Here is an 18,198-nt window from a genome sequence, read left to right as displayed (position 1 = left end):
TTGTTGCAATGGGTGTTGTGTTGTCAGCGGTTGCCCAGGAAAAACCGGCGGACTTCACCTCCCAGGTGCCCTTGGCGGTGGCGGGCGAAGGCCCTTGGTATCGCCTTGAACTGCCCCTGAGCGTACAACTGAATGCACGGCAGGCTGACCTGAGCGATGTGCGTGTGTTCAATGCCGTGGGCGATGTTCAGGCTTATGCCTTGGCCCGGGAGTCGGCGCAGAGCCGCGAAACCCGCACCTTGAACGAGGTGAAATGGTTTCCGTTGTACAGCTCGGTGGATGCGCCTGAAACCGCGCCGGGCGTGCGGGTGCAATCGAACACCAATGGCACCTTGGTCGAGGTGCAGCCCTCCAGCCAGCTGGAGCCGGGTGAGGAGGAGTTGCGCGGCTGGTTGCTCGACGCGTCCGCGATCAAGGCGCCGTTGCAGCAATTGATTCTCGACTGGACCAGCGAGCGCGACGGCTTCCAGCGTTTCACACTCGAAGCCAGCGACGATTTGCAGCATTGGCAATCCTGGGGCGAAGGGCAGGTGGCGCGCCTGAGTTTTTCCGACGAGCGGGTCGAGCAGCATGAAATCGGCCTGCCGGGCCAGCCGGCGCGCTACTTGCGATTGCTGTGGATCACGCCGCATTCGGCACCGACACTGACCTCGGCGCAACTGCAAAGCAGCAGTACCCGCAGCCTGCCGTTGCCGTTGGTCTGGTCCCAGGCGTTGGCCGGCAGCAGCGTGAAGGCGGGTGAATACACCTGGCAGTTGCCGATGGGGCTGAACGTCGAGCGAGTGCAGATCGAGTTGAGTCAGCCCAACAGCCTGGCGCCGGTGAGCCTGGCCGGTCGGCGCGACAGCAGCCTGCCATGGCAGTCGCTGGGCAACGGTCTGCTCTATCGCCTGACCCAGAACGGTCAGGATGTGGTGCAAAACGAATTGCAGTTGTCAGGGCAAATCGTCCAGCAATTGAAACTGACCGTGGACGAACGCGGCGGCGGCCTGGGTGATCAGGCACCGATGCTGAAGTTTGCCGTGCGCGCCACGCAATTGGTGTTTCTGGCGCGTGGGCCAGGGCCTTACACCCTGGTCGTGGGGAGTTCGACGGCGAAGGCGGCGAACTTGCCGCTGTCGACGCTGATTCCGGATTACAGCCCGGCGAAGCTCGCGACCCTGGGCCGGGCCATGGTGGATGTCGGGGCGGTGGCTGCGAAGCCGTCGACAGGCACCACGACTGCGCCGATCGACACCAACTGGAAAAAATTCGGCTTGTGGGCGGTGTTGTTGCTCTGCGTGGTGTTCCTGGTGGCGATGGCGTTCAGCTTGCTGCGCAAGCCGCCGGTCAAACCCTAGGCTTGCCCGCGATAGCGGTATATCAGTCAGTAAAAAATGCTGATATGACCGCTACTTTCCGGCTCGCACCCAGCCCTTTTCCATCTACGCTCATCCCCGCACATGAACTCTCTTCAGTCGATCACGTCTGATAGGAGGAAATGCGCCCCGACTCGCGCTAAACTGCGCGGGTTTTTAGCCCCCCCATTCCACCGGAGCCGTCCATGTCCCGCGTTACCTTGAGTCGCTATTTGATTGAGCAGACCCGCAGCAACAACACTCCTGCCGATCTGCGCTTCCTGATCGAAGTGGTGGCGCGTGCCTGCAAGGAGATCAACCACGCCGTGTCCAAAGGCGCCCTGGGTGGCGTTCTGGGCAGCATGGGCACTGAAAACGTCCAGGGCGAAGTGCAGAAGAAGCTCGACGTGATCTCCAACGAGATCCTGCTCGAAGCCAACGAATGGGGCGGTCACCTGGCCGGCATGGCGTCCGAAGAAATGGACAACGCCTACCAGATCCCGGGCAAATACCCGAAAGGCGCCTACCTGCTGGTATTCGACCCGCTGGACGGTTCGTCGAACATCGACATCAACGCCCCGGTCGGCACCATCTTCTCTGTGCTGCGTTGCCCGAACGAATACCTGAGCCAGAACGAGCCCTTGAATGAAAAGGCCTTCCTGCAGCCAGGTACCCAGCAAGTAGCCGCCGGTTACGCGATCTACGGTCCGCAGACCATGTTGATCCTGACCCTGGGCGACGGCGTGAAAGGTTTCACCCTGGACCGTGAAATGGGCAGCTTCGTACTGACTCACGAAAACATCACCATTCCTGAAGCCACCCAGGAATTTGCCATCAACGCATCCAACCAGCGTCACTGGGAAGCACCGGTACAGCGCTACGTCGGCGAATTGCTGGCAGGCGATGAAGGCCCGCTGAAAAAGAACTACAACATGCGCTGGGTCGCTGCGATGGTCGCCGACGTGCACCGCATCCTGACCCGCGGCGGTCTGTTCATGTACCCACGCGACAGCCGCGAGCCATCCAAGCCGGGCAAACTGCGCCTGATGTACGAAGCCAACCCGATGTCGTTTCTGGTGGAACAGGCGGGCGGCGCATCCACCGACGGTCACCAGCGCATCCTCGACATCCAGCCGGAAGGCCTGCACCAGCGTGTTGCGGTGTTCCTCGGTTCGAAAGAAGAAGTTGCCCGCGTCACGGCTTACCACAAGGAATAAACCATGACCGCGCCCTGGCAGCCGTTGCTTGATTGGTGGTTCGGAAGCTCCGGATCGGCGAGCGAAGTGGCGGCGCAGAAGGGCAGGTTATGGTTCGGCAAGCGCGACAGCCAGGACCTCGAAGCGCGCGAGCGTTTCGGGGACTGGACCGAGCAGGCACTGGCCGGCGGATTGACCGAGTGGATGCAACGTCCCGAAGGTTGGCTGGCCCTGGTGCTGTTGCTCGATCAAATCCCGCGAATGATCTTTCGCGATACTCCCAAAGCCTTTGCAGGCGATCTCCGGGCGCAGAAGCTGGTAGCCCAAGGTATTGCCGCGGATTTCGACCGGCAATTGCAGCCGATTCAGCGGGTATTCATCTTCCTGGTATTCGAGCACAGCGAAGACCTCGCGGTGCAGAACGAAGGCGTCTCGCGCTACATCGAACTGGTGGCGCAGCAGCCGGAGGCTGATCGGGCGCTGTTCAGCGATTATCTGGACTATGCCGAGCGGCATCAGAAAGTGATTGCGCAATTTGGACGGTTTCCGCATCGCAATGCGGTGTTGGGACGGGAGTCTACGGCTGAGGAATTGGAGTTTCTGTCGAAGCCGGGCTCTCGGTTCTGATTTTTCGTTGTAGCTGATGCCGTCATCGCGAACAAGCTCGCTCCCACAGTAGATCTCCAGTGCAACAAAGATCCCTGTGGGAGCGAGCTTGCTCGCGATGAGGCCGGTGAGGTTGCCTCAGATCCTGAAACTACCCACCAACTGCTTCAACCGCGCCGCCTGCTGCTCAAGATCGGCACACGCTCGCAAGGTCGACTGCAGGTTCTCCACACCCTCCTGGTTCAGCGTGTTGATCTCGGTGATGTCGACGTTGATCGACTCCACCACGGCCGTCTGTTCTTCAGTCGCGGTGGCGACCGACTGGTTCATGCCATCGATCTCACCGATGCGCTGGGTCACGCTGCCCAGGCGCTCACCAGCCTGGTTGGCGATACCAACGCTGCTTTCGCTCTGACGCTGGCTGTCGGTCATGATGCCCACCGCTGCCCGGGCGCCGACTTGCAGCTCTTCGATCATCGTCTGCACTTGCTGCGCCGAGTCCTGGGTGCGGTGAGCGAGGTTGCGCACCTCATCGGCCACCACGGCAAAACCACGACCGGCTTCACCGGCCCGCGCTGCTTCGATGGCGGCGTTGAGTGCCAGCAAGTTGGTTTGCTGGGAGATGCTGGTAATCACTTCCAGAATCTGTCCGATGTTGACCGTGTTGCTGTTGAGGGTTTCGATGTTGCCGCACGAATCGCTGATCTTGGCCGAAAGCTGCTGCATCGCCGCGATGGTTTTATCCACCACCTGTTGGCCGTCTTCGGCCAGGCTGCGGGCATCGCTGGAATGTTGCGAAGCCAGGGCGGCGTTCTGGGCGATTTCCTGGGCGGCGGCCCCGAGCTGGTTGATGGCCGCTGCCACGCTGCTGGTGCGCGAGGCTTGCTGGTCGGAGTTGTACATCGACGAGTTGGAGGCTGCGACCACGCGCAACGCCACCTCGTTGACCTGGCCGGTGGCCGAGGACACTTCGATGATCGAGGCATGGATGCGCTCGACGAAGCGGTTGAAGGACAGTCCCAGCGCACCGAATTCGTCGTGGCCGTGAATGGTCAGGCGTTTGGTCAGGTCACCTTCGCCTTCGGCGATGTCGTGCATGGCGCGGCCCATGGTCAGCAGCGGCTGCATCAGCAGGCTGATCAGCATGCCCAGCAAGGCGATGATGATCACCACGGCAATCACCATGGCGATGATTGCCGAGGTGCGGAATTCGCTGAGCATCGAGAACGCCGTTTCCTGGTCGAGCACCAGCGCCACATACCAGTCCGCCGATGGCACGCCGCTGACGTGGGTGAAAGAGATGAACTGGCGCTTGCCGTCGATCTCGACTTCTTTCATGCCCGCGCTGACTTTGGGTGTGTCGCCCGGATAGGCCTCGGCCAGGCTCTTGAGCACCAGCTTGCTGTCGGGGTGAATCAGGATCTTGCCGTCGGCACCGACGATGAACGCATGACCGTGGCCGCCGAAGTTCAACGAATTGATGATCGCGCTGACGCTGGACAGGTCGATGTCGGCGCCGGCGACGCCGATCATCTGGCCCTGGTGCTGCACCGGGGTGGCCACGGTGATGACCAGCTTGCCGGAAGACGCGGCAATGTAGGGTTCGGTGACGATGCTCTGTTGGGCGCTATTGGCTGCCTTGTACCAGCCACGGGCGCGTGGGTCGTAGTCCGCCGCACGGTTGCCCGCCGGGACCGAGAACATCACGCCATCGGCGCCACCGAAGTAGCTCAGCTGGAAATTGCCGGTGTAGGCGGGCAGGTCGATGATCCGTTTCAGGCCAGCGGGAGCATTGCCATCGGCAGTGATCTGTTGGGCCATCGACTGCAGCAATTGCATGCGGCTTTCCAGCCAGGTCTTGATGTTGCTGGTGGTCAGGCTGCCGAGTTCCTGCATCGAGGCTTCGGTGCTGTTGCGCAAGGTTTCGCGCTGGCGATAGTCGTTGAACAGGATGAAACAAGCGAATGCGACAGCCACCACGAGGGCGGCAGCCAACAAGATCTTGTGGCTGAACTTCATGTTTCTGGTCATGGGTGAGCTACCGCAGAGGGTCAGGTCTACAAAAGGGGGGAGCAAATGCCAACGACGTGGCTTTGCGTTGCATGTATGTCGACTGAACGGCGCCAAAGATTAGGCAGATTTGCTGAAAAACGACGAAATGCTCGATTAACAAGGGAATTGGTTGATTTTCGGCAAAAGGTAGACGAGTGGCCCGATAAATAGCCTGCCGGGCACGGAACCACACAGGGGTTTTCTCTTCTAAGCTTCAGCTTGGCAGCCATGCCAATCCCTTACGCCCCCCCGGAGTTTCACCATGTCGTTGCGTTCCATCGCCCTGCTTTCGTTCTGTGTGTTGCTGGCTGCCTGCAGCAAGGTCAATCAGGAAAACTACTCGAAGCTCTCGTCCGGCATGGCCAAGGCCGATGTGGAAACCCTGTTGGGCAAACCCGCCGATTGTTCAGGCGCGCTCGGCATGTCCAGTTGCACCTGGGGCGACAAGAACAGCTTTATCAGCGTGCAGTTCGCCGGTGACAAAGTGCTGATGTTTTCCGGCCAAGGCCTGAAGTAAACCGGGGCGTTTGCCCGCGGGAGAAAAATAATGAAGCAGTTATTGATCATCCTTTTCGCCGGCCTGATGTTGGCCGGTTGTGCCACGCCTGGCCAGGATCCATTGGCCCCCAAGACTGTCAAAAGCGTCAACCTCAAGCGCTACCAGGGCACCTGGTACGAGCTGGCCCGCATGCCGATGTACTTCCAGCGCGACTGCGCGCAATCCGAAGCCCATTACACGCTCAAGCCTGACGGCAACATTGCCGTGTTGAACCGCTGCCTGACGGCGCAGTGGCAATGGGAAGAGGTCAAGGGCACGGCTTATCCACAGGAGCCCGGCAAGAACGACAAGCTGTGGGTCGAATTCGATACCTGGTTCTCCAGGCTGATTCCGGGTACGGCGAAGGGTGAATACTGGGTGCTGTACGTCAGCGATGACTACAAGACCGCCATTGTCGGGGATCCAAGCCGCAAGTATTTGTGGTTGTTGTCGCGCAGCCCGACCGTGAACGGTGTGGTGCGTGAGGAGTTGCTGAGCAAGGCGCGTCAGCAGGGTTACGACACCACGCGGCTGATCTGGCGGGCGTCGGAACAGCAGATGGCCAAGACCTCGGACTGACCGTACAAACCCTTGTAGGAGCGAGCTTGCTCGCGATGGAGTGTCAGTCGACGCCAAGGCGCCTGATACACCATCGCGAGCAAGCTCGCTCCTACAGTATTGTTTCGGTGTCAGCCTAGAAGGTCGCGCAGTACCTGGGTGAACGCACGGCTGCTTTCTTCTTCGCCGGCATGCCGCCCATCCCGCACCACCCACTGGCCATTGACCAACACATCCCGCACCTGACGATCGCCGCCGGCAAACAGCCAACGATTGAGAATCCCGTCGCCGCTGGCTGTCGCCAGATACGGATCGTTGCCGTCGAGCACCAGCCAGTCGGCGCGCTTGCCGACTTCCAGTGCACCAATCGGCTGACCCAGCGCCTGAGCACCGCCGTCCAGCGCTGCATCGAACAACGTGCGGCCGACCATTGGCTGATCCGCGCCATACAAACGATTACGCCGCTGGTCGCGCAGACGCTGGCCGTATTCCAGCCAGCGCAATTCTTCCACCACGCTCAATGACACATGGCTGTCGGAACCGATACCCATGCGGCCGCCCTGGGCGAGGAAATCCACCGCCGGGAAAATCCCGTCCCCCAGGTTGGCTTCGGTGGTCAGGCACAGGCCGGCGATGGCGCGACTCTTGGCCATCGAGGTGACTTCTTCCGGGTTGGCGTGAGTCGCGTGGACCAGGCACCAGCGCTGATCGACGTCGATGTTTTCGTACAGCCATTGCAGCGGGCGACGACCGCTCCAGGTCAGGCAGTCGTCGACTTCTTTCTGCTGTTCGGCGATGTGGATGTGCACCGGGCATTGCTTGTCGCTGGCCGCCAGCACTTCGCTGATCTGCTGCGGCGTGACCGCGCGCAGCGAATGGAAGCACAGGCCCAGGGCCTGCGCCGGCTGTTGCGCCAGGACCGGTTGCAGGCGCGATTGCAGCTTCAGGTAGTTTTCCGTGCTGTTGATAAAACGGCGCTGACCGTCGTTCGGCGCCTGGCCACCGAAACCGGAGTGACTGTAGAGCACCGGCAGCAGGGTCAATCCGATACCGGCGGAACTGGCAGCCTGGCTGATACGCAGGGCCAGCTCGGCCGGATCCGCGTAAGGCTGACCATTGCTGTCGTGATGCACATAGTGAAATTCTGCGACCGAGGTGTAACCGGCCTTGAGCATTTCGATGTACAGCTGACGAGCGATGACGCCGAGTTGCTCCGGGCTGATTTTTCCGACGAGACGATACATCAGGTCGCGCCAGGTCCAGAAACTGTCGTTCGGATTGCCTGCCACTTCCGCCAGCCCGGCCATGGCCCGCTGGAAGGCGTGGGAGTGCAGATTCGGCATGCCCGGCAGCAGCGGGCCGCTCAACCGCTCGGCGCCATCTGCATGGGAATCGGCCTGGATATGGGTCAATACGCCGTCGGCGTTGACCTCAAGACGTACATTGTTGGCCCATCCACTAGGCAGCAGCGCGCGTTCGGCAAAGAAGGCGGACATGGTTCAGCACCCCATCGTGTGTTATTTGTATATACATATACAGACGTTTGCCTGCCCGGTAAACTCCGGCAAGCTAGCAATCTCTTTTCAACGAACAAGGATTAACCGTGCCGACTCCGCCTCCAGTCTCTCCGTTGGCCGCGAACATGGGCGACAGTCCGGCGCCCTTGTACGCCCGCGTCAAACAGATGATCACCCAGCAAATCGACAGTGGAAACTGGCCGCCGCACTACCGCGTGCCGTCGGAAAGCGAGCTGGTCAGCCAGCTGGGCTTCAGTCGCATGACCATCAACCGCGCGCTGCGCGAGATGACTGCCGACGGTCTGTTGGTGCGCATGCAAGGCGTCGGCACATTCGTCGCCGAGCCGAAAAGCCAGTCCGCACTGTTCGAAGTGCACAACATCGCCGACGAAATCGCCTCTCGCGGTCATCGCCACACCTGCAAGGTCATCACCCTTGAAGAAGAGGCCGCCGGTTCCGAGCGCGCCCTGGCCCTGGACATGCGCGAAGGGCAGAAGGTGTTCCACTCGCTGATCGTGCATTTCGAAAACGATATTCCGGTGCAAATCGAAGACCGTTTCGTCAATGCGCTGGTGGCGCCGGACTACCTCAAGCAGGACTTCACCCTGCAAACGCCATATGCCTATCTGAACCAGGTCGCGCCGCTGACCGAAGGCGAGCACGTGGTCGAGGCGATCCTGGCCGAGCCGTCCGAGTGCAAGTTGCTGCAGATTGAAAAGGGCGAGCCGTGCCTGCTGATCCGTCGCCGCACCTGGTCCGGCCGCCAGCCAGTGACCGCCGCCCGCTTGATCCACCCCGGTTCCCGTCATCGTCTGGAAGGTCGGTTTCACAAATGAGTAGCCTGAAGGTTTTAAGAGCAGTCGATTACCCGCGCATGCCCTGGAAAAACGGCGGCGGCAGCACTGAAGAAATTACTCGCGATGCCGGCATCGGCCTGGATGGCTTCGGCTGGCGTCTGTCGATTGCCGACATCGGCGAGTCGGGCGGATTTTCCACCTTCGCCGGTTACGAGCGGATCATCACTGTGTTGCAGGGCGACGGCATGACCTTGTCGGTTGACGGTCAGGTAACGCGGCCGTTGCTGCCCCTCGATCCTTTTGCCTTCAGCGGCGAAAGCCAGGTGTCCTGCACCTTGCTCGGCGGTCCGATCCGCGATTTCAACCTGATCTATGCGCCGAAGCGTTACAGCGCGCGGCTGCAATGGCTGAGCGGTGAGCAGCGGTTCTTCAGCGAGGCCGGGACTGTGCTGGTGTTCAGCATCAGCGATGCGCTTGAGGTGAAGGTCGGTAACAATGCTTCGCAGCTGGGTCGCCATGATTGCCTGCAACTGGTCGGTAACACTGGCCTGCTGGACGTCACCAGCAATGCCGCCTGCTGTGTGATCGAGCTGACTGCACGCTAATACACCATCCCTGTAGGAGCGAGCTCGCTCGCGAAAAAACCAGATTCGCCGCTGGGCATCTGGTTCTACGCGTTATCGTTGACGACCATCGCGAGCAAGCTCGCTCCTACAGGCAATGTTGTTTCCCTCCTTCAACTCCGTTTCCCTCCGCGCACCACTTTGTTACCGAACGCCCCAGCGTGGCGCAAAACCACGCTCAAGTAACAACCCGCCTATCCTCCAAAAAAACCCCTCGAAAAATTTCATCTACGCCAAAACCCTTGTTCCAGGCGCTCTGCAGCCATTTCAGAATTTTTCTTGAATGCTCATCCAGCAAGTTGGCCGCTTGATTGCATATGCTTGTATGTACAAGTAAAGACGTATGTGTATGAGTCGCGAGGACTCAACCATCGTCCACTGATTCGCCGGTGTGCACTGATGCCCATTGGCTTGCTCGCCCACTGCCTGGGTTGGTTTGGATTGATTGCTGAGGAGTTCTTTTCGTGACTGACAATAAACCTACTAAGTTTCGTGACGTTGAAATCCGTGCTGCCCGCGGTAACAAGCTGACCGCCAAGAGCTGGCTGACCGAAGCGCCGCTGCGCATGCTGATGAACAACCTCGATCCGGAAGTTGCCGAGAACCCTAAAGAACTGGTGGTTTACGGTGGTATCGGTCGTGCGGCACGTAACTGGGAATGCTACGACAAGATCGTCGAAAGCCTGACCAACCTGAACGACGACGAGACCCTGCTGGTGCAATCCGGCAAGCCGGTCGGCGTGTTCAAGACCCACAGCAACGCCCCGCGCGTACTGATCGCCAACTCCAACCTGGTACCGCACTGGGCGAGCTGGGAACACTTCAACGAACTGGACGCCAAAGGCCTGGCCATGTACGGCCAGATGACCGCCGGCAGCTGGATCTACATCGGTAGCCAGGGCATCGTCCAGGGCACCTACGAAACCTTCGTCGAAGCCGGTCGCCAGCACTACAACGACAACCTGACCGGCAAGTGGGTACTGACCGCTGGCTTGGGCGGCATGGGTGGCGCTCAGCCACTGGCTGCAACCCTGGCCGGCGCTTGCTCGCTGAACATCGAATGCCAGCAGGTCAGCATCGATTTCCGTCTGAAAAGCCGTTATGTCGACGAACAAGCCAAAGACCTCGACGACGCGCTGGCCCGCATCGCCAAATACACCAAAGAAGGCAAAGCGATTTCCATCGCCCTGCTGGGCAACGCGGCAGAAATCCTGCCGGAACTGGTCCGTCGCGGTGTGCGTCCGGACATGGTCACCGACCAGACCAGCGCCCACGACCCGCTCAACGGCTACCTGCCGGCTGGCTGGACCTGGGAAGAGTACCGCGCTCGTGCCAAGACCGAGCCGGCAGCTGTGATCAAAGCAGCCAAGCAATCGATGGCCGTGCACGTCAAGGCGATGCTGGAATTCCAGAAGCAAGGCATCCCGACCTTCGACTACGGCAACAACATCCGCCAGATGGCGCAAGAAGAAGGCGTCGAAAACGCATTCGACTTCCCTGGCTTCGTACCGGCCTATATCCGTCCACTGTTCTGCCGCGGCATCGGTCCGTTCCGTTGGGCGGCACTGTCGGGCAACGCTGAAGACATCTACAAGACTGACGCAAAAGTAAAAGAACTGATCCCGGACGACGCCCACCTGCACAACTGGCTGGACATGGCTCGCGAGCGCATCAGCTTCCAGGGTCTGCCGGCACGTATCTGCTGGGTTGGCCTGGGCCTGCGTGCCAAGCTGGGTCTGGCGTTCAACGAAATGGTGCGCAGCGGTGAATTGTCCGCGCCAATCGTGATCGGTCGCGACCACCTGGACTCCGGTTCGGTATCGAGCCCGAACCGCGAAACCGAATCGATGCAGGACGGTTCCGACGCCGTGTCCGACTGGCCACTGCTCAACGCCCTGCTCAACACTGCGAGCGGCGCGACCTGGGTGTCCCTGCACCACGGCGGCGGCGTCGGCATGGGCTTCTCCCAGCATTCGGGCATGGTGATTGTCTGCGACGGTACTGACGAAGCGGCCGAGCGTATCGCTCGCGTCCTGCACAACGACCCGGCCACCGGTGTCATGCGCCACGCCGATGCTGGTTACCAGATCGCCATCGACTGCGCCAAGGAACAAGGGCTGAACCTGCCGATGATTACTGGCAAATAACGCCAAACCTGTGGCACCGCTTTACCTGTGGGAGCGGGCTTGCTCGCGAAGAGGCCGGCACATTCAACATCTGTGCTGGCTGATACATCGCTTTCGCGAGCAAGCCCGCTCCCACAAAAAAGCAGTTCCACACAAAGCGGTTTCACAGCAAATTCCAATAACAATCCACAGAGGTTGAACCATGGCTGTTAACAGCGAACGTGCAGGCAGCAAACCGTTGATCGAGAAACGCTCGATCGACTACATCCCGGAAGCGGAAAGACACGGTCGTCTGTTTAGCCAGTTCACCCTGTGGATGGGTGCCAACCTGCAAATCACCGCGATTGTCACCGGGGCCTTGGCCGTGGTGCTGGGCGGTGACGTGTTCTGGTCGTTGATCGGACTGTTGATCGGGCAACTGCTCGGCGGTGGCGTCATGGCGCTGCATGCCGCGCAAGGTCCAAAGCTTGGCCTGCCGCAGATGATCTCCAGCCGTGTGCAGTTCGGCGTTTATGGCGCGGCCATCCCGATCGTGCTGGTCTGTCTGATGTACCTCGGTTTCACTGCAACGGGCACCGTGCTTTCCGGCCAGGCGCTGGGCCAATTGTTTGGCGTCAGTGACACCGTCGGCATCCTCCTTTTCGCCAGTGTCATCGTGCTGGTCACGGTGCTCGGTTATCGGGTGATCCATTGGATCGGCCGTGTTGCCAGTGTCATTGGCGTGATTGCCTTTGTTTATCTGTTCAGCCGTCTGATGAGCCAGGTTGACGTTGGCGCACTGTTGCAAATCCGCCACTTCAGCTGGAGCAGTTTCTTGCTCGCGGTGTCGCTCGCGGCATCCTGGCAGATCGCCTTCGGCCCTTATGTGGCTGACTATTCTCGCTACCTGCCGAGCAAGATTTCCGCGGTGAAAACTTTTTTTGCCGCGGGCGCAGGTTCGGTCATTGGTGCGCAGGTGGCAATGGTCCTCGGCGTGTTCGCTGCCGCTTCGGCCAACGGGCAATACGCCGGCCACGAAGTGGCGTACATCGTTGGTCTGGGTGGTACCGGTGCCACCGCCGCGCTGCTGTACTTCAGCATCGCGTTCGGCAAGGTCACCATCTCCACGCTGAACTCCTATGGCAGCTTCATGTGCATTGCGACCATCATCAGCGGTTTCCGTGGTGACCTGAAGGTAACGCGCTTGCAGCGTCTGGTCTTCGTGCTGGTCATCGTCGGTGCTGCGACCCTGATGGCGTTGCTCGGACAGCACTCGTTCCTCGGCGCGTTCAAGTCTTTCATCCTGTTCCTGCTGGCGTTCTTTACCCCTTGGAGCGCGATCAACCTGGTGGACTACTACTGCATCACTCGCGAGCGCTATGACGTACCGGCTCTGGCCGATCCGAATGGTCGCTACGGTCGTTGGAACCTTCTCGGTATCAGCGTCTATGTGTTCGGTGTGCTGGTGCAACTGCCGTTCATTTCCACCAAGTTCTATACCGGTCCGCTGGTGGCGGCCCTGGGTGATGTGGATATTTCCTGGGTCATCGGTCTGGTGCTTCCCGCTGCCCTGTATTACGTATGCGCAAAAAAATGGCACGGCACAGTGCCTGATCGTTTGATCCTGCCGGTCGAGCAGGGCGCGATCACCGAACAAAAGCTGAATGTGGGTCGCGCTGCGGCGCAGGCCTGATTGGACGTGGACAGGGCTGGATGCCTCTTGACTGCCGTAAGCCAATTCATGATTAGGAGCGTCACTACAATGAAATCGAACAAGACCCTGCTGACCACATTGCTTTCCATGGGCCTGCTGGCCAGCGCTGGCGCCACTCAGGCGGCGGGTTGGTGCGAGTCGGGCAAACCGGTGAAATTTGCCGGCCTGAACTGGGAAAGCGCCATGCTCCTGACCGACGTGCTGCAAGTCGTGCTGGAGAAAGGCTACGACTGCAAGACCGACAGCCTGCCGGGCAACTCCATCACCATGGAAAACGCTCTGAGCAGCAACGACATCCAGGTGTTTGCCGAAGAGTGGGTCGGCCGCAGCGAAGTCTGGAACAAGGCTGAGAAGGCCGGCAAAGTCGTCGGTGTCGGCGCGCCAGTGGTGGGTGCCGTCGAAGGCTGGTACGTACCGCGCTACGTGATCGAAGGCGATGCCAAGCGCAAGCTGGAAGCCAAGGCGCCAGACCTGAAAAACATTGCTGACCTGGGCAAGTACTCGGCGATTTTCAAGGACGCCGAAGAGCCCTCCAAGGGCCGTTTCTACAACTGCCCGGCTGGCTGGACCTGTGAGCTGGACAACAGCGAAATGCTGAAAAGCTACGGTCTGGAAAGCACCTACACCAACTTCCGCCCAGGCACCGGCCCGGCGCTGGATGCCGCCGTACTGTCGAGCTACAAGCGTGGCGAGCCGATCCTGTTCTACTACTGGTCGCCAACCCCGCTGATGGGCCAGGTCGACGTGGTGAAACTCGAAGAGAAGCCGGGCGTGGACAAGACCGTGACCATCAAGGTCGGCCTGTCCAAGACCTTCCACGACGAAGCCCCGGAACTGGTGGCCGTGCTGGAAAAGGTCAACCTGCCGATCGACCTGCTGAACCAGAACCTGGGACGCATGACCAAAGAGCGGATCGAGTCGCCAAAACTGGCCAAGATCTTCTTGAAGGAACATCCTGAAGTCTGGCACGCATGGGTGAGCGACGACGCAGCCAAGAAAATCGACGCGGCCTTGTAGGTTGGGCCTCTCCGACTGCCGGTAGCGGCAGTCGGATGCTTGATCGCAACCCCTTGATTGAGAGTCTCTTATGTTTCCCGAAAGCTTTACCTTTTCCATCGCCGACTGGGTCAACAGTTGGGTCGATTCGCTGGTTACCAACTACGGCGACGTGTTCCGGCACATCTCCGACACCCTGTTGTGGGCAATCGTCAATCTTGAAGGCCTGCTGCGCGCAGCGCCCTGGTGGCTGATGCTGGCTATCGTGGCGGGCGTGGCCTGGCACGCGACCCGCAAGGTCGTGACCACGGCGGTTATCGTCGGCCTGCTGTTCCTGGTGGGTGCGGTCGGCCTCTGGGACAAGCTGATGCAGACCCTGGCGCTGATGATGGTGGCGACGATCATCTCGGTGCTGATCGGCATTCCGCTGGGCATTCTCTCGGCACGCAGCAATCGCCTGCGTTCGGTGCTGATGCCTTTGCTGGACATCATGCAGACCATGCCGAGCTTCGTGTACCTGATCCCGGTGCTGATGCTGTTTGGCCTGGGCAAGGTCCCGGCGATTTTCGCCACGGTGATCTACGCCGCACCACCGCTGATCCGCCTGACCGATCTGGGCATTCGCCAGGTCGACGGTGAAGTGATGGAAGCGATCAACGCCTTCGGTGCCAACCGCTGGCAGCAACTGTTCGGCGTGCAACTGCCGCTGGCCCTGCCGAGCATCATGGCCGGGATCAACCAGACCACCATGATGGCCCTGTCGATGGTGGTGATCGCCTCGATGATCGGTGCCCGTGGTTTGGGTGAAGACGTGCTGGTGGGGATTCAGACCCTCAACGTCGGACGTGGTCTTGAAGCCGGTCTGGCGATCGTGATTCTGGCTGTGGTGATCGACCGCATTACACAGGCGTATGGTCGCGCACGGCATGAGGTGAGCAAATGAACAACGCAACCGTGAGCAAGATCGAAGTCAAGAACGTCTTCAAGATTTTCGGCAACCGCGCCAAGGATGCGCTGGCCATGGTCGGCCAGGGCAAGACCAAGGACCAGGTACTGGCCGAAACCGGCTGCGTGGTCGGCGTGAACGACCTGTCGCTGAGCATCGGCAGCGGCGAGATCTTCGTGATCATGGGCCTGTCCGGCTCCGGCAAGTCGACCCTGGTGCGCCACTTCAACCGCCTGATCGACCCGACCAGTGGCGCGATCCTGGTGGACGGCGTGGACATCCTGCAATACGACATGGAAGCCCTGCGCGAATTTCGTCGGCGCAAGATCAGCATGGTGTTCCAGAGCTTCGGCCTGTTGCCGCACAAGACTGTGGTGGAGAACGTCGCCTACGGCCTGAAAATCCGTGGCGAAAGCAAAGCCATGTGCGCCGAGCGTGCTCTGCACTGGATCAACACCGTGGGCCTCAAGGGCTACGAAAACAAATACCCGCATCAGCTCTCCGGCGGCATGCGTCAGCGTGTGGGCCTGGCCCGCGCCTTGGCGGCGGACACCGACATCATCCTGATGGACGAAGCGTTCAGCGCCCTCGACCCGCTGATCCGCGCGGAGATGCAGGATCAGTTGCTGGAACTGCAAAAGACCCTGCACAAGACCATCGTCTTCATCACCCACGACCTCGACGAGGCCGTGCGCATCGGCAACCGCATCGCGATTCTCAAGGACGGCCGCCTGATCCAGGTCGGCACGCCGAGAGAGATCCTGCATTCGCCGGCGGATGAGTATGTCGACCGCTTTGTGCAGCGTCGGGCGGCGGTGGTTTAAAGAGATTTGCAGTGTTTGAACTGGCCTCTTCGCGAGCAAGTCGAATCGTCGCACCGCCGCTCCCACAGTTGATCGCATTCCAATGTGGGAGCGGGCTTGCTCGCGAAGGCGGCGGTAGAGCTGCATCAATATTCAGGTTGTACGCACGAGGTTAATGATGTCCCAGGCTGAAAAAATCGTTATCACCGAGGCGCAGGTCACTTGGCGGGATGTGGTCGCCGTGGCGCGTCATGGCGCACAGCTTGAGCTGTCGGCGCCGATCTGGGCACGTATCGAAAATGCCCAGGCCATCGTCCAGCGCATCGTCACCAGCGGCGAACGTGCCTACGGCATCAACACGGGCCTGGGCGCGCTGTGCAACGTCTCGCTGCAGGACGAACAACTCAGCCAGTTGTCGCGCAATACCTTGCTTAGCCACGCCTGTGGCGTTGGTGCGGTATTGAGCGACGAGCAGACCCGCTCGATCATGTGCGCGGCCATCGTCAACTACAGCCACGGTAAATCCGGTCTGCACCGTCAGGTCGTCGAAGCACTGCTGGCACTGCTCAACCGTGGTATCACCCCGCAAGTGCCGTCCCAGGGTTCCGTGGGCTACCTGACCCACATGGCGCACATCGGCATCGCGCTGCTGGGTGTTGGCAATGTCAGCTATCGCGGTCAGGTGGTTTCCGCGCAGCAGGCCCTCGCCGAAGAAGGCCTGCAACCGGTTCGCCTCGGTGCCAAGGACGGTTTGTGCCTGGTCAACGGTACGCCCTGCATGACCGGCCTGAGCTGCCTGGCGATTGCCGATGCCACGCGCCTGCTGGAATGGGCCGACGTGATCGGTGCAATGAGCTTCGAAGCCCAACGCGGTCAGATTGACGCGTTCGACGCCGAGATCATTGCACTCAAGCCGCACCCGGGCATGCAACAGGTCGGGATCAATCTGCGGGCCTTGCTCGACGGCAGCGAAGTGATCGCCCAGAGCAAAGGCATTCGCACGCAGGATGCCCTGAGCATTCGTTCGATCCCGCAGGTGCACGGCGCCGCTCGCGACCAATTGGTGCACGCGACCAAGCAAATCGAAACCGAACTCAACGGTGCCACCGACAACCCGCTGGTGCTGGGCACCGCGGACAATTACCGTGTGGTGTCCCAGGCCAACCCTCATGGCCAGTCCGTGGCAATGGCGGCGGACCTGCTGGCGATTGCCATGGCGGAAATTGGCTCCATCGCCGAGCGTCGCCTGGACCGTTTGATCAACCCGCACGTCAGCGGTCTGCCAGCCTTCCTGGTGGCCAACCCGGGAGTAAACTCGGGGATGATGATCGTGCAATACGTAGCCGCTTCGCTGTGCGCGGAGAACCGTCAACTGGCGCAACCGGCGGTGCTCGACAACTACGTGACTTCGGGCCTGCAGGAAGATCACCTGAGCCTGGGCACTAACGCCGCGCTGAAGCTGCACCGCGCTCTGGAAAATTGCACGCAGATCCTCGCCATCGAGTACCTGCTGGCGGCCCAGGCGTTCGAATTCCTCAAGGAGCAACGTTTTGGCGCCGGCACCGATGCCGCATGGCGTCTGCTGCGCGAGCGCGTTCCGGCTTACGACCAGGATCGCTGGCTGGCACCGGACATCGCCGCTGCTGCGAGCGTTTTGAAAGACCCGGCCTTGCTGCAGAAAGCTTTGCCGAATTTGAACTGATTTCCACACAACACCAACGTGCCAAGGCGCGGCTCCCCAAAAGGCAGACGCGACGGACAACGGACAACTCCGGAGCGTCTGGTGAGTTAATGACAACTCTCAAAAGGAGCACAAAATGACTGCGCTAAACCTGATCCCCGGCCAACTGAGCCTCACCCAACTGCGTGACGTCTATCAGCAGCCGGTGAAACTGACCCTCGACCACAGCGCCGCGGCCCAGATCGAGGCCAGCGTGGCCTGCGTGGAACAGATCCTCGCCGAGAACCGCACCGCCTACGGGATCAACACCGGTTTCGGCCTGCTGGCCTCGACCCGCATCGCCAGCGAAGACCTGGAAAACCTGCAGCGCTCGCTGGTGCTGTCCCACGCCGCCGGCGTCGGCCAGCCGATCAGCGACGAGCTGGTGCGCCTGATCATGGTGCTCAAGGTCAACAGCCTGAGCCGTGGTTTCTCCGGCATCCGTCGCGTGGTGATCGACGCGCTGATCGCCCTGATCAATGCCGAGGTGTACCCGCACATTCCGCTGAAAGGCTCGGTCGGTGCGTCCGGTGACCTGGCGCCGTTGGCCCACATGTCGCTGGTGCTGCTGGGCGAAGGCAAGGCGCGCTACAGGGGCGAGTGGATGGAAGCCACCGAAGCGCTGAAAGTCGCCGGCCTGACCCCGCTGACCCTGGCCGCGAAAGAAGGCCTGGCCCTGCTCAACGGCAC

General features: G+C 60.6%; 16 protein-coding genes and 1 pseudogene. 14 read left to right on the top strand and 3 right to left on the bottom strand.

Features of this window, described 5'->3' with window-relative positions; all coding sequences use genetic code 11:
- Nucleotides 1-8: 8 nt before the first annotated feature.
- From ACCD00_RS07870 to ACCD00_RS07860, 3 genes are all read left to right on the top strand, one after another.
- Nucleotides 9-1,340, top strand: coding sequence for a DUF3999 domain-containing protein (locus ACCD00_RS07870; protein WP_413423473.1), 1,332 nt, complete (start codon nucleotides 9-11; stop codon nucleotides 1,338-1,340).
- Nucleotides 1,341-1,543: 203 nt separating this feature from the next.
- Nucleotides 1,544-2,554, top strand: a complete 1,011-nt coding sequence (locus ACCD00_RS07865; protein ID WP_015093094.1) for a class 1 fructose-bisphosphatase — start codon at nucleotides 1,544-1,546, stop codon at nucleotides 2,552-2,554.
- Between the two features lie 3 nt (nucleotides 2,555-2,557).
- Nucleotides 2,558-3,160 carry a DUF924 family protein gene (locus ACCD00_RS07860; protein WP_413423377.1) on the top strand — a complete coding sequence of 201 codons (603 nt, stop codon included), beginning with the start codon at nucleotides 2,558-2,560 and terminating at the stop codon, nucleotides 3,158-3,160.
- A 117-nt stretch (nucleotides 3,161-3,277) separates the two neighbouring features.
- Here the strand turns inward: ACCD00_RS07860 and ACCD00_RS07855 are convergent, their stop codons facing one another.
- Nucleotides 3,278-4,042, bottom strand: coding sequence for a methyl-accepting chemotaxis protein (locus ACCD00_RS07855; protein WP_404942359.1), 765 nt, complete (start codon nucleotides 4,040-4,042; stop codon nucleotides 3,278-3,280).
- Between the two features lie 90 nt (nucleotides 4,043-4,132).
- Nucleotides 4,133-5,158, bottom strand: a pseudogene (locus ACCD00_RS07850) (cache domain-containing protein); the annotation flags it as partial.
- Nucleotides 5,159-5,453: 295 nt separating this feature from the next.
- Between ACCD00_RS07850 and ACCD00_RS07845 the strand changes: the two are divergent.
- Nucleotides 5,454-5,708 carry a hypothetical protein gene (locus ACCD00_RS07845; RefSeq protein WP_008018937.1) on the top strand — a complete coding sequence of 85 codons (255 nt, stop codon included), beginning with the start codon at nucleotides 5,454-5,456 and terminating at the stop codon, nucleotides 5,706-5,708.
- Nucleotides 5,709-5,738: 30 nt separating this feature from the next.
- Complete coding sequence (locus ACCD00_RS07840) at nucleotides 5,739-6,308, top strand: lipocalin family protein (protein WP_413423375.1); 570 nt, start codon at nucleotides 5,739-5,741, stop codon at nucleotides 6,306-6,308.
- A gap of 110 nt (nucleotides 6,309-6,418) precedes the next feature.
- Here the strand turns inward: ACCD00_RS07840 and ACCD00_RS07835 are convergent, their stop codons facing one another.
- Nucleotides 6,419-7,783, bottom strand: coding sequence for a formimidoylglutamate deiminase (locus ACCD00_RS07835; protein WP_413423373.1), 1,365 nt, complete (start codon nucleotides 7,781-7,783; stop codon nucleotides 6,419-6,421).
- Between the two features lie 146 nt (nucleotides 7,784-7,929).
- Between ACCD00_RS07835 and hutC the strand changes: the two genes are divergently transcribed.
- The 9 genes from hutC to ACCD00_RS07790 all read left to right on the top strand — a co-directional run.
- A complete protein-coding gene (hutC, locus tag ACCD00_RS07830) occupies nucleotides 7,930-8,640 on the top strand; it encodes a histidine utilization repressor (protein WP_162135916.1) in 711 nt (236 codons plus the stop codon).
- Nucleotides 8,637-9,206 carry a HutD family protein gene (locus tag ACCD00_RS07825; protein ID WP_413423371.1) on the top strand — a complete coding sequence of 190 codons (570 nt, stop codon included), beginning with the start codon at nucleotides 8,637-8,639 and terminating at the stop codon, nucleotides 9,204-9,206. Before hutC ends, ACCD00_RS07825 begins: the two co-directional genes overlap by 4 nt.
- Nucleotides 9,207-9,688: 482 nt before the next feature.
- Nucleotides 9,689-11,371 carry a urocanate hydratase gene (hutU, locus tag ACCD00_RS07820; RefSeq protein ID WP_008018930.1) on the top strand — a complete coding sequence of 561 codons (1,683 nt, stop codon included), beginning with the start codon at nucleotides 9,689-9,691 and terminating at the stop codon, nucleotides 11,369-11,371.
- A 181-nt stretch (nucleotides 11,372-11,552) separates the two neighbouring features.
- Nucleotides 11,553-13,022: a purine-cytosine permease family protein gene (locus ACCD00_RS07815; protein ID WP_413423369.1), complete on the top strand. Its 1,470-nt coding sequence runs from the start codon at nucleotides 11,553-11,555 to the stop codon at nucleotides 13,020-13,022.
- Between the two features lie 69 nt (nucleotides 13,023-13,091).
- Nucleotides 13,092-14,060, top strand: a complete 969-nt coding sequence (locus ACCD00_RS07810; RefSeq protein WP_111286787.1) for an ABC transporter substrate-binding protein — start codon at nucleotides 13,092-13,094, stop codon at nucleotides 14,058-14,060.
- A 70-nt stretch (nucleotides 14,061-14,130) separates the two neighbouring features.
- Nucleotides 14,131-14,982 carry an ABC transporter permease gene (locus tag ACCD00_RS07805; protein ID WP_008018927.1) on the top strand — a complete coding sequence of 284 codons (852 nt, stop codon included), beginning with the start codon at nucleotides 14,131-14,133 and terminating at the stop codon, nucleotides 14,980-14,982.
- Nucleotides 14,979-15,809 carry a quaternary amine ABC transporter ATP-binding protein gene (locus ACCD00_RS07800; RefSeq protein ID WP_008018926.1) on the top strand — a complete coding sequence of 277 codons (831 nt, stop codon included), beginning with the start codon at nucleotides 14,979-14,981 and terminating at the stop codon, nucleotides 15,807-15,809. The genes ACCD00_RS07805 and ACCD00_RS07800 overlap by 4 nt, the downstream gene beginning before the upstream one ends.
- Nucleotides 15,810-15,966: 157 nt before the next feature.
- A complete protein-coding gene (hutH, locus tag ACCD00_RS07795; RefSeq protein WP_413423366.1) occupies nucleotides 15,967-17,490 on the top strand; it encodes a histidine ammonia-lyase in 1,524 nt (507 codons plus the stop codon).
- Between the two features lie 115 nt (nucleotides 17,491-17,605).
- Nucleotides 17,606-18,198, top strand: a 593-nt coding sequence (locus ACCD00_RS07790) for an aromatic amino acid lyase (RefSeq protein ID WP_413423364.1), incomplete at its 3' end; no start/stop codon positions are given.

It is taken from the genome of Pseudomonas sp. Pseusp3 (genome assembly GCF_047304225.1).
Classification (GTDB): domain Bacteria; phylum Pseudomonadota; class Gammaproteobacteria; order Pseudomonadales; family Pseudomonadaceae; genus Aquipseudomonas; species Aquipseudomonas fluorescens_CD.
This window is presented reverse-complemented; position numbering and strand designations above follow the sequence as displayed.

Excerpts from the sequence above, each read along its gene's own strand:
- ACCD00_RS07870 (WP_413423473.1), top strand. The coding sequence starts at position 9 with ATGGGTGTTGTGTTGTCAGCGGTTGCCCAGGAAAAACCGGCGGACTTC.
- ACCD00_RS07865 (WP_015093094.1), top strand. The coding sequence starts at position 1,544 with ATGTCCCGCGTTACCTTGAGTCGCTATTTGATTGAGCAGACCCGCAGC.
- ACCD00_RS07860 (WP_413423377.1), top strand. The coding sequence starts at position 2,558 with ATGACCGCGCCCTGGCAGCCGTTGCTTGATTGGTGGTTCGGAAGCTCC.
- ACCD00_RS07855 (WP_404942359.1), bottom strand. The coding sequence starts at position 4,042 with ATGTACAACTCCGACCAGCAAGCCTCGCGCACCAGCAGCGTGGCAGCG.
- ACCD00_RS07845 (WP_008018937.1), top strand. The coding sequence starts at position 5,454 with ATGTCGTTGCGTTCCATCGCCCTGCTTTCGTTCTGTGTGTTGCTGGCT.
- ACCD00_RS07840 (WP_413423375.1), top strand. The coding sequence starts at position 5,739 with ATGAAGCAGTTATTGATCATCCTTTTCGCCGGCCTGATGTTGGCCGGT.
- ACCD00_RS07835 (WP_413423373.1), bottom strand. The coding sequence starts at position 7,783 with ATGTCCGCCTTCTTTGCCGAACGCGCGCTGCTGCCTAGTGGATGGGCC.
- hutC (WP_162135916.1), top strand. The coding sequence starts at position 7,930 with ATGGGCGACAGTCCGGCGCCCTTGTACGCCCGCGTCAAACAGATGATC.
- ACCD00_RS07825 (WP_413423371.1), top strand. The coding sequence starts at position 8,637 with ATGAGTAGCCTGAAGGTTTTAAGAGCAGTCGATTACCCGCGCATGCCC.
- ACCD00_RS07815 (WP_413423369.1), top strand. The coding sequence starts at position 11,553 with ATGGCTGTTAACAGCGAACGTGCAGGCAGCAAACCGTTGATCGAGAAA.
- ACCD00_RS07810 (WP_111286787.1), top strand. The coding sequence starts at position 13,092 with ATGAAATCGAACAAGACCCTGCTGACCACATTGCTTTCCATGGGCCTG.
- ACCD00_RS07805 (WP_008018927.1), top strand. The coding sequence starts at position 14,131 with ATGTTTCCCGAAAGCTTTACCTTTTCCATCGCCGACTGGGTCAACAGT.
- ACCD00_RS07800 (WP_008018926.1), top strand. The coding sequence starts at position 14,979 with ATGAACAACGCAACCGTGAGCAAGATCGAAGTCAAGAACGTCTTCAAG.
- hutH (WP_413423366.1), top strand. The coding sequence starts at position 15,967 with ATGTCCCAGGCTGAAAAAATCGTTATCACCGAGGCGCAGGTCACTTGG.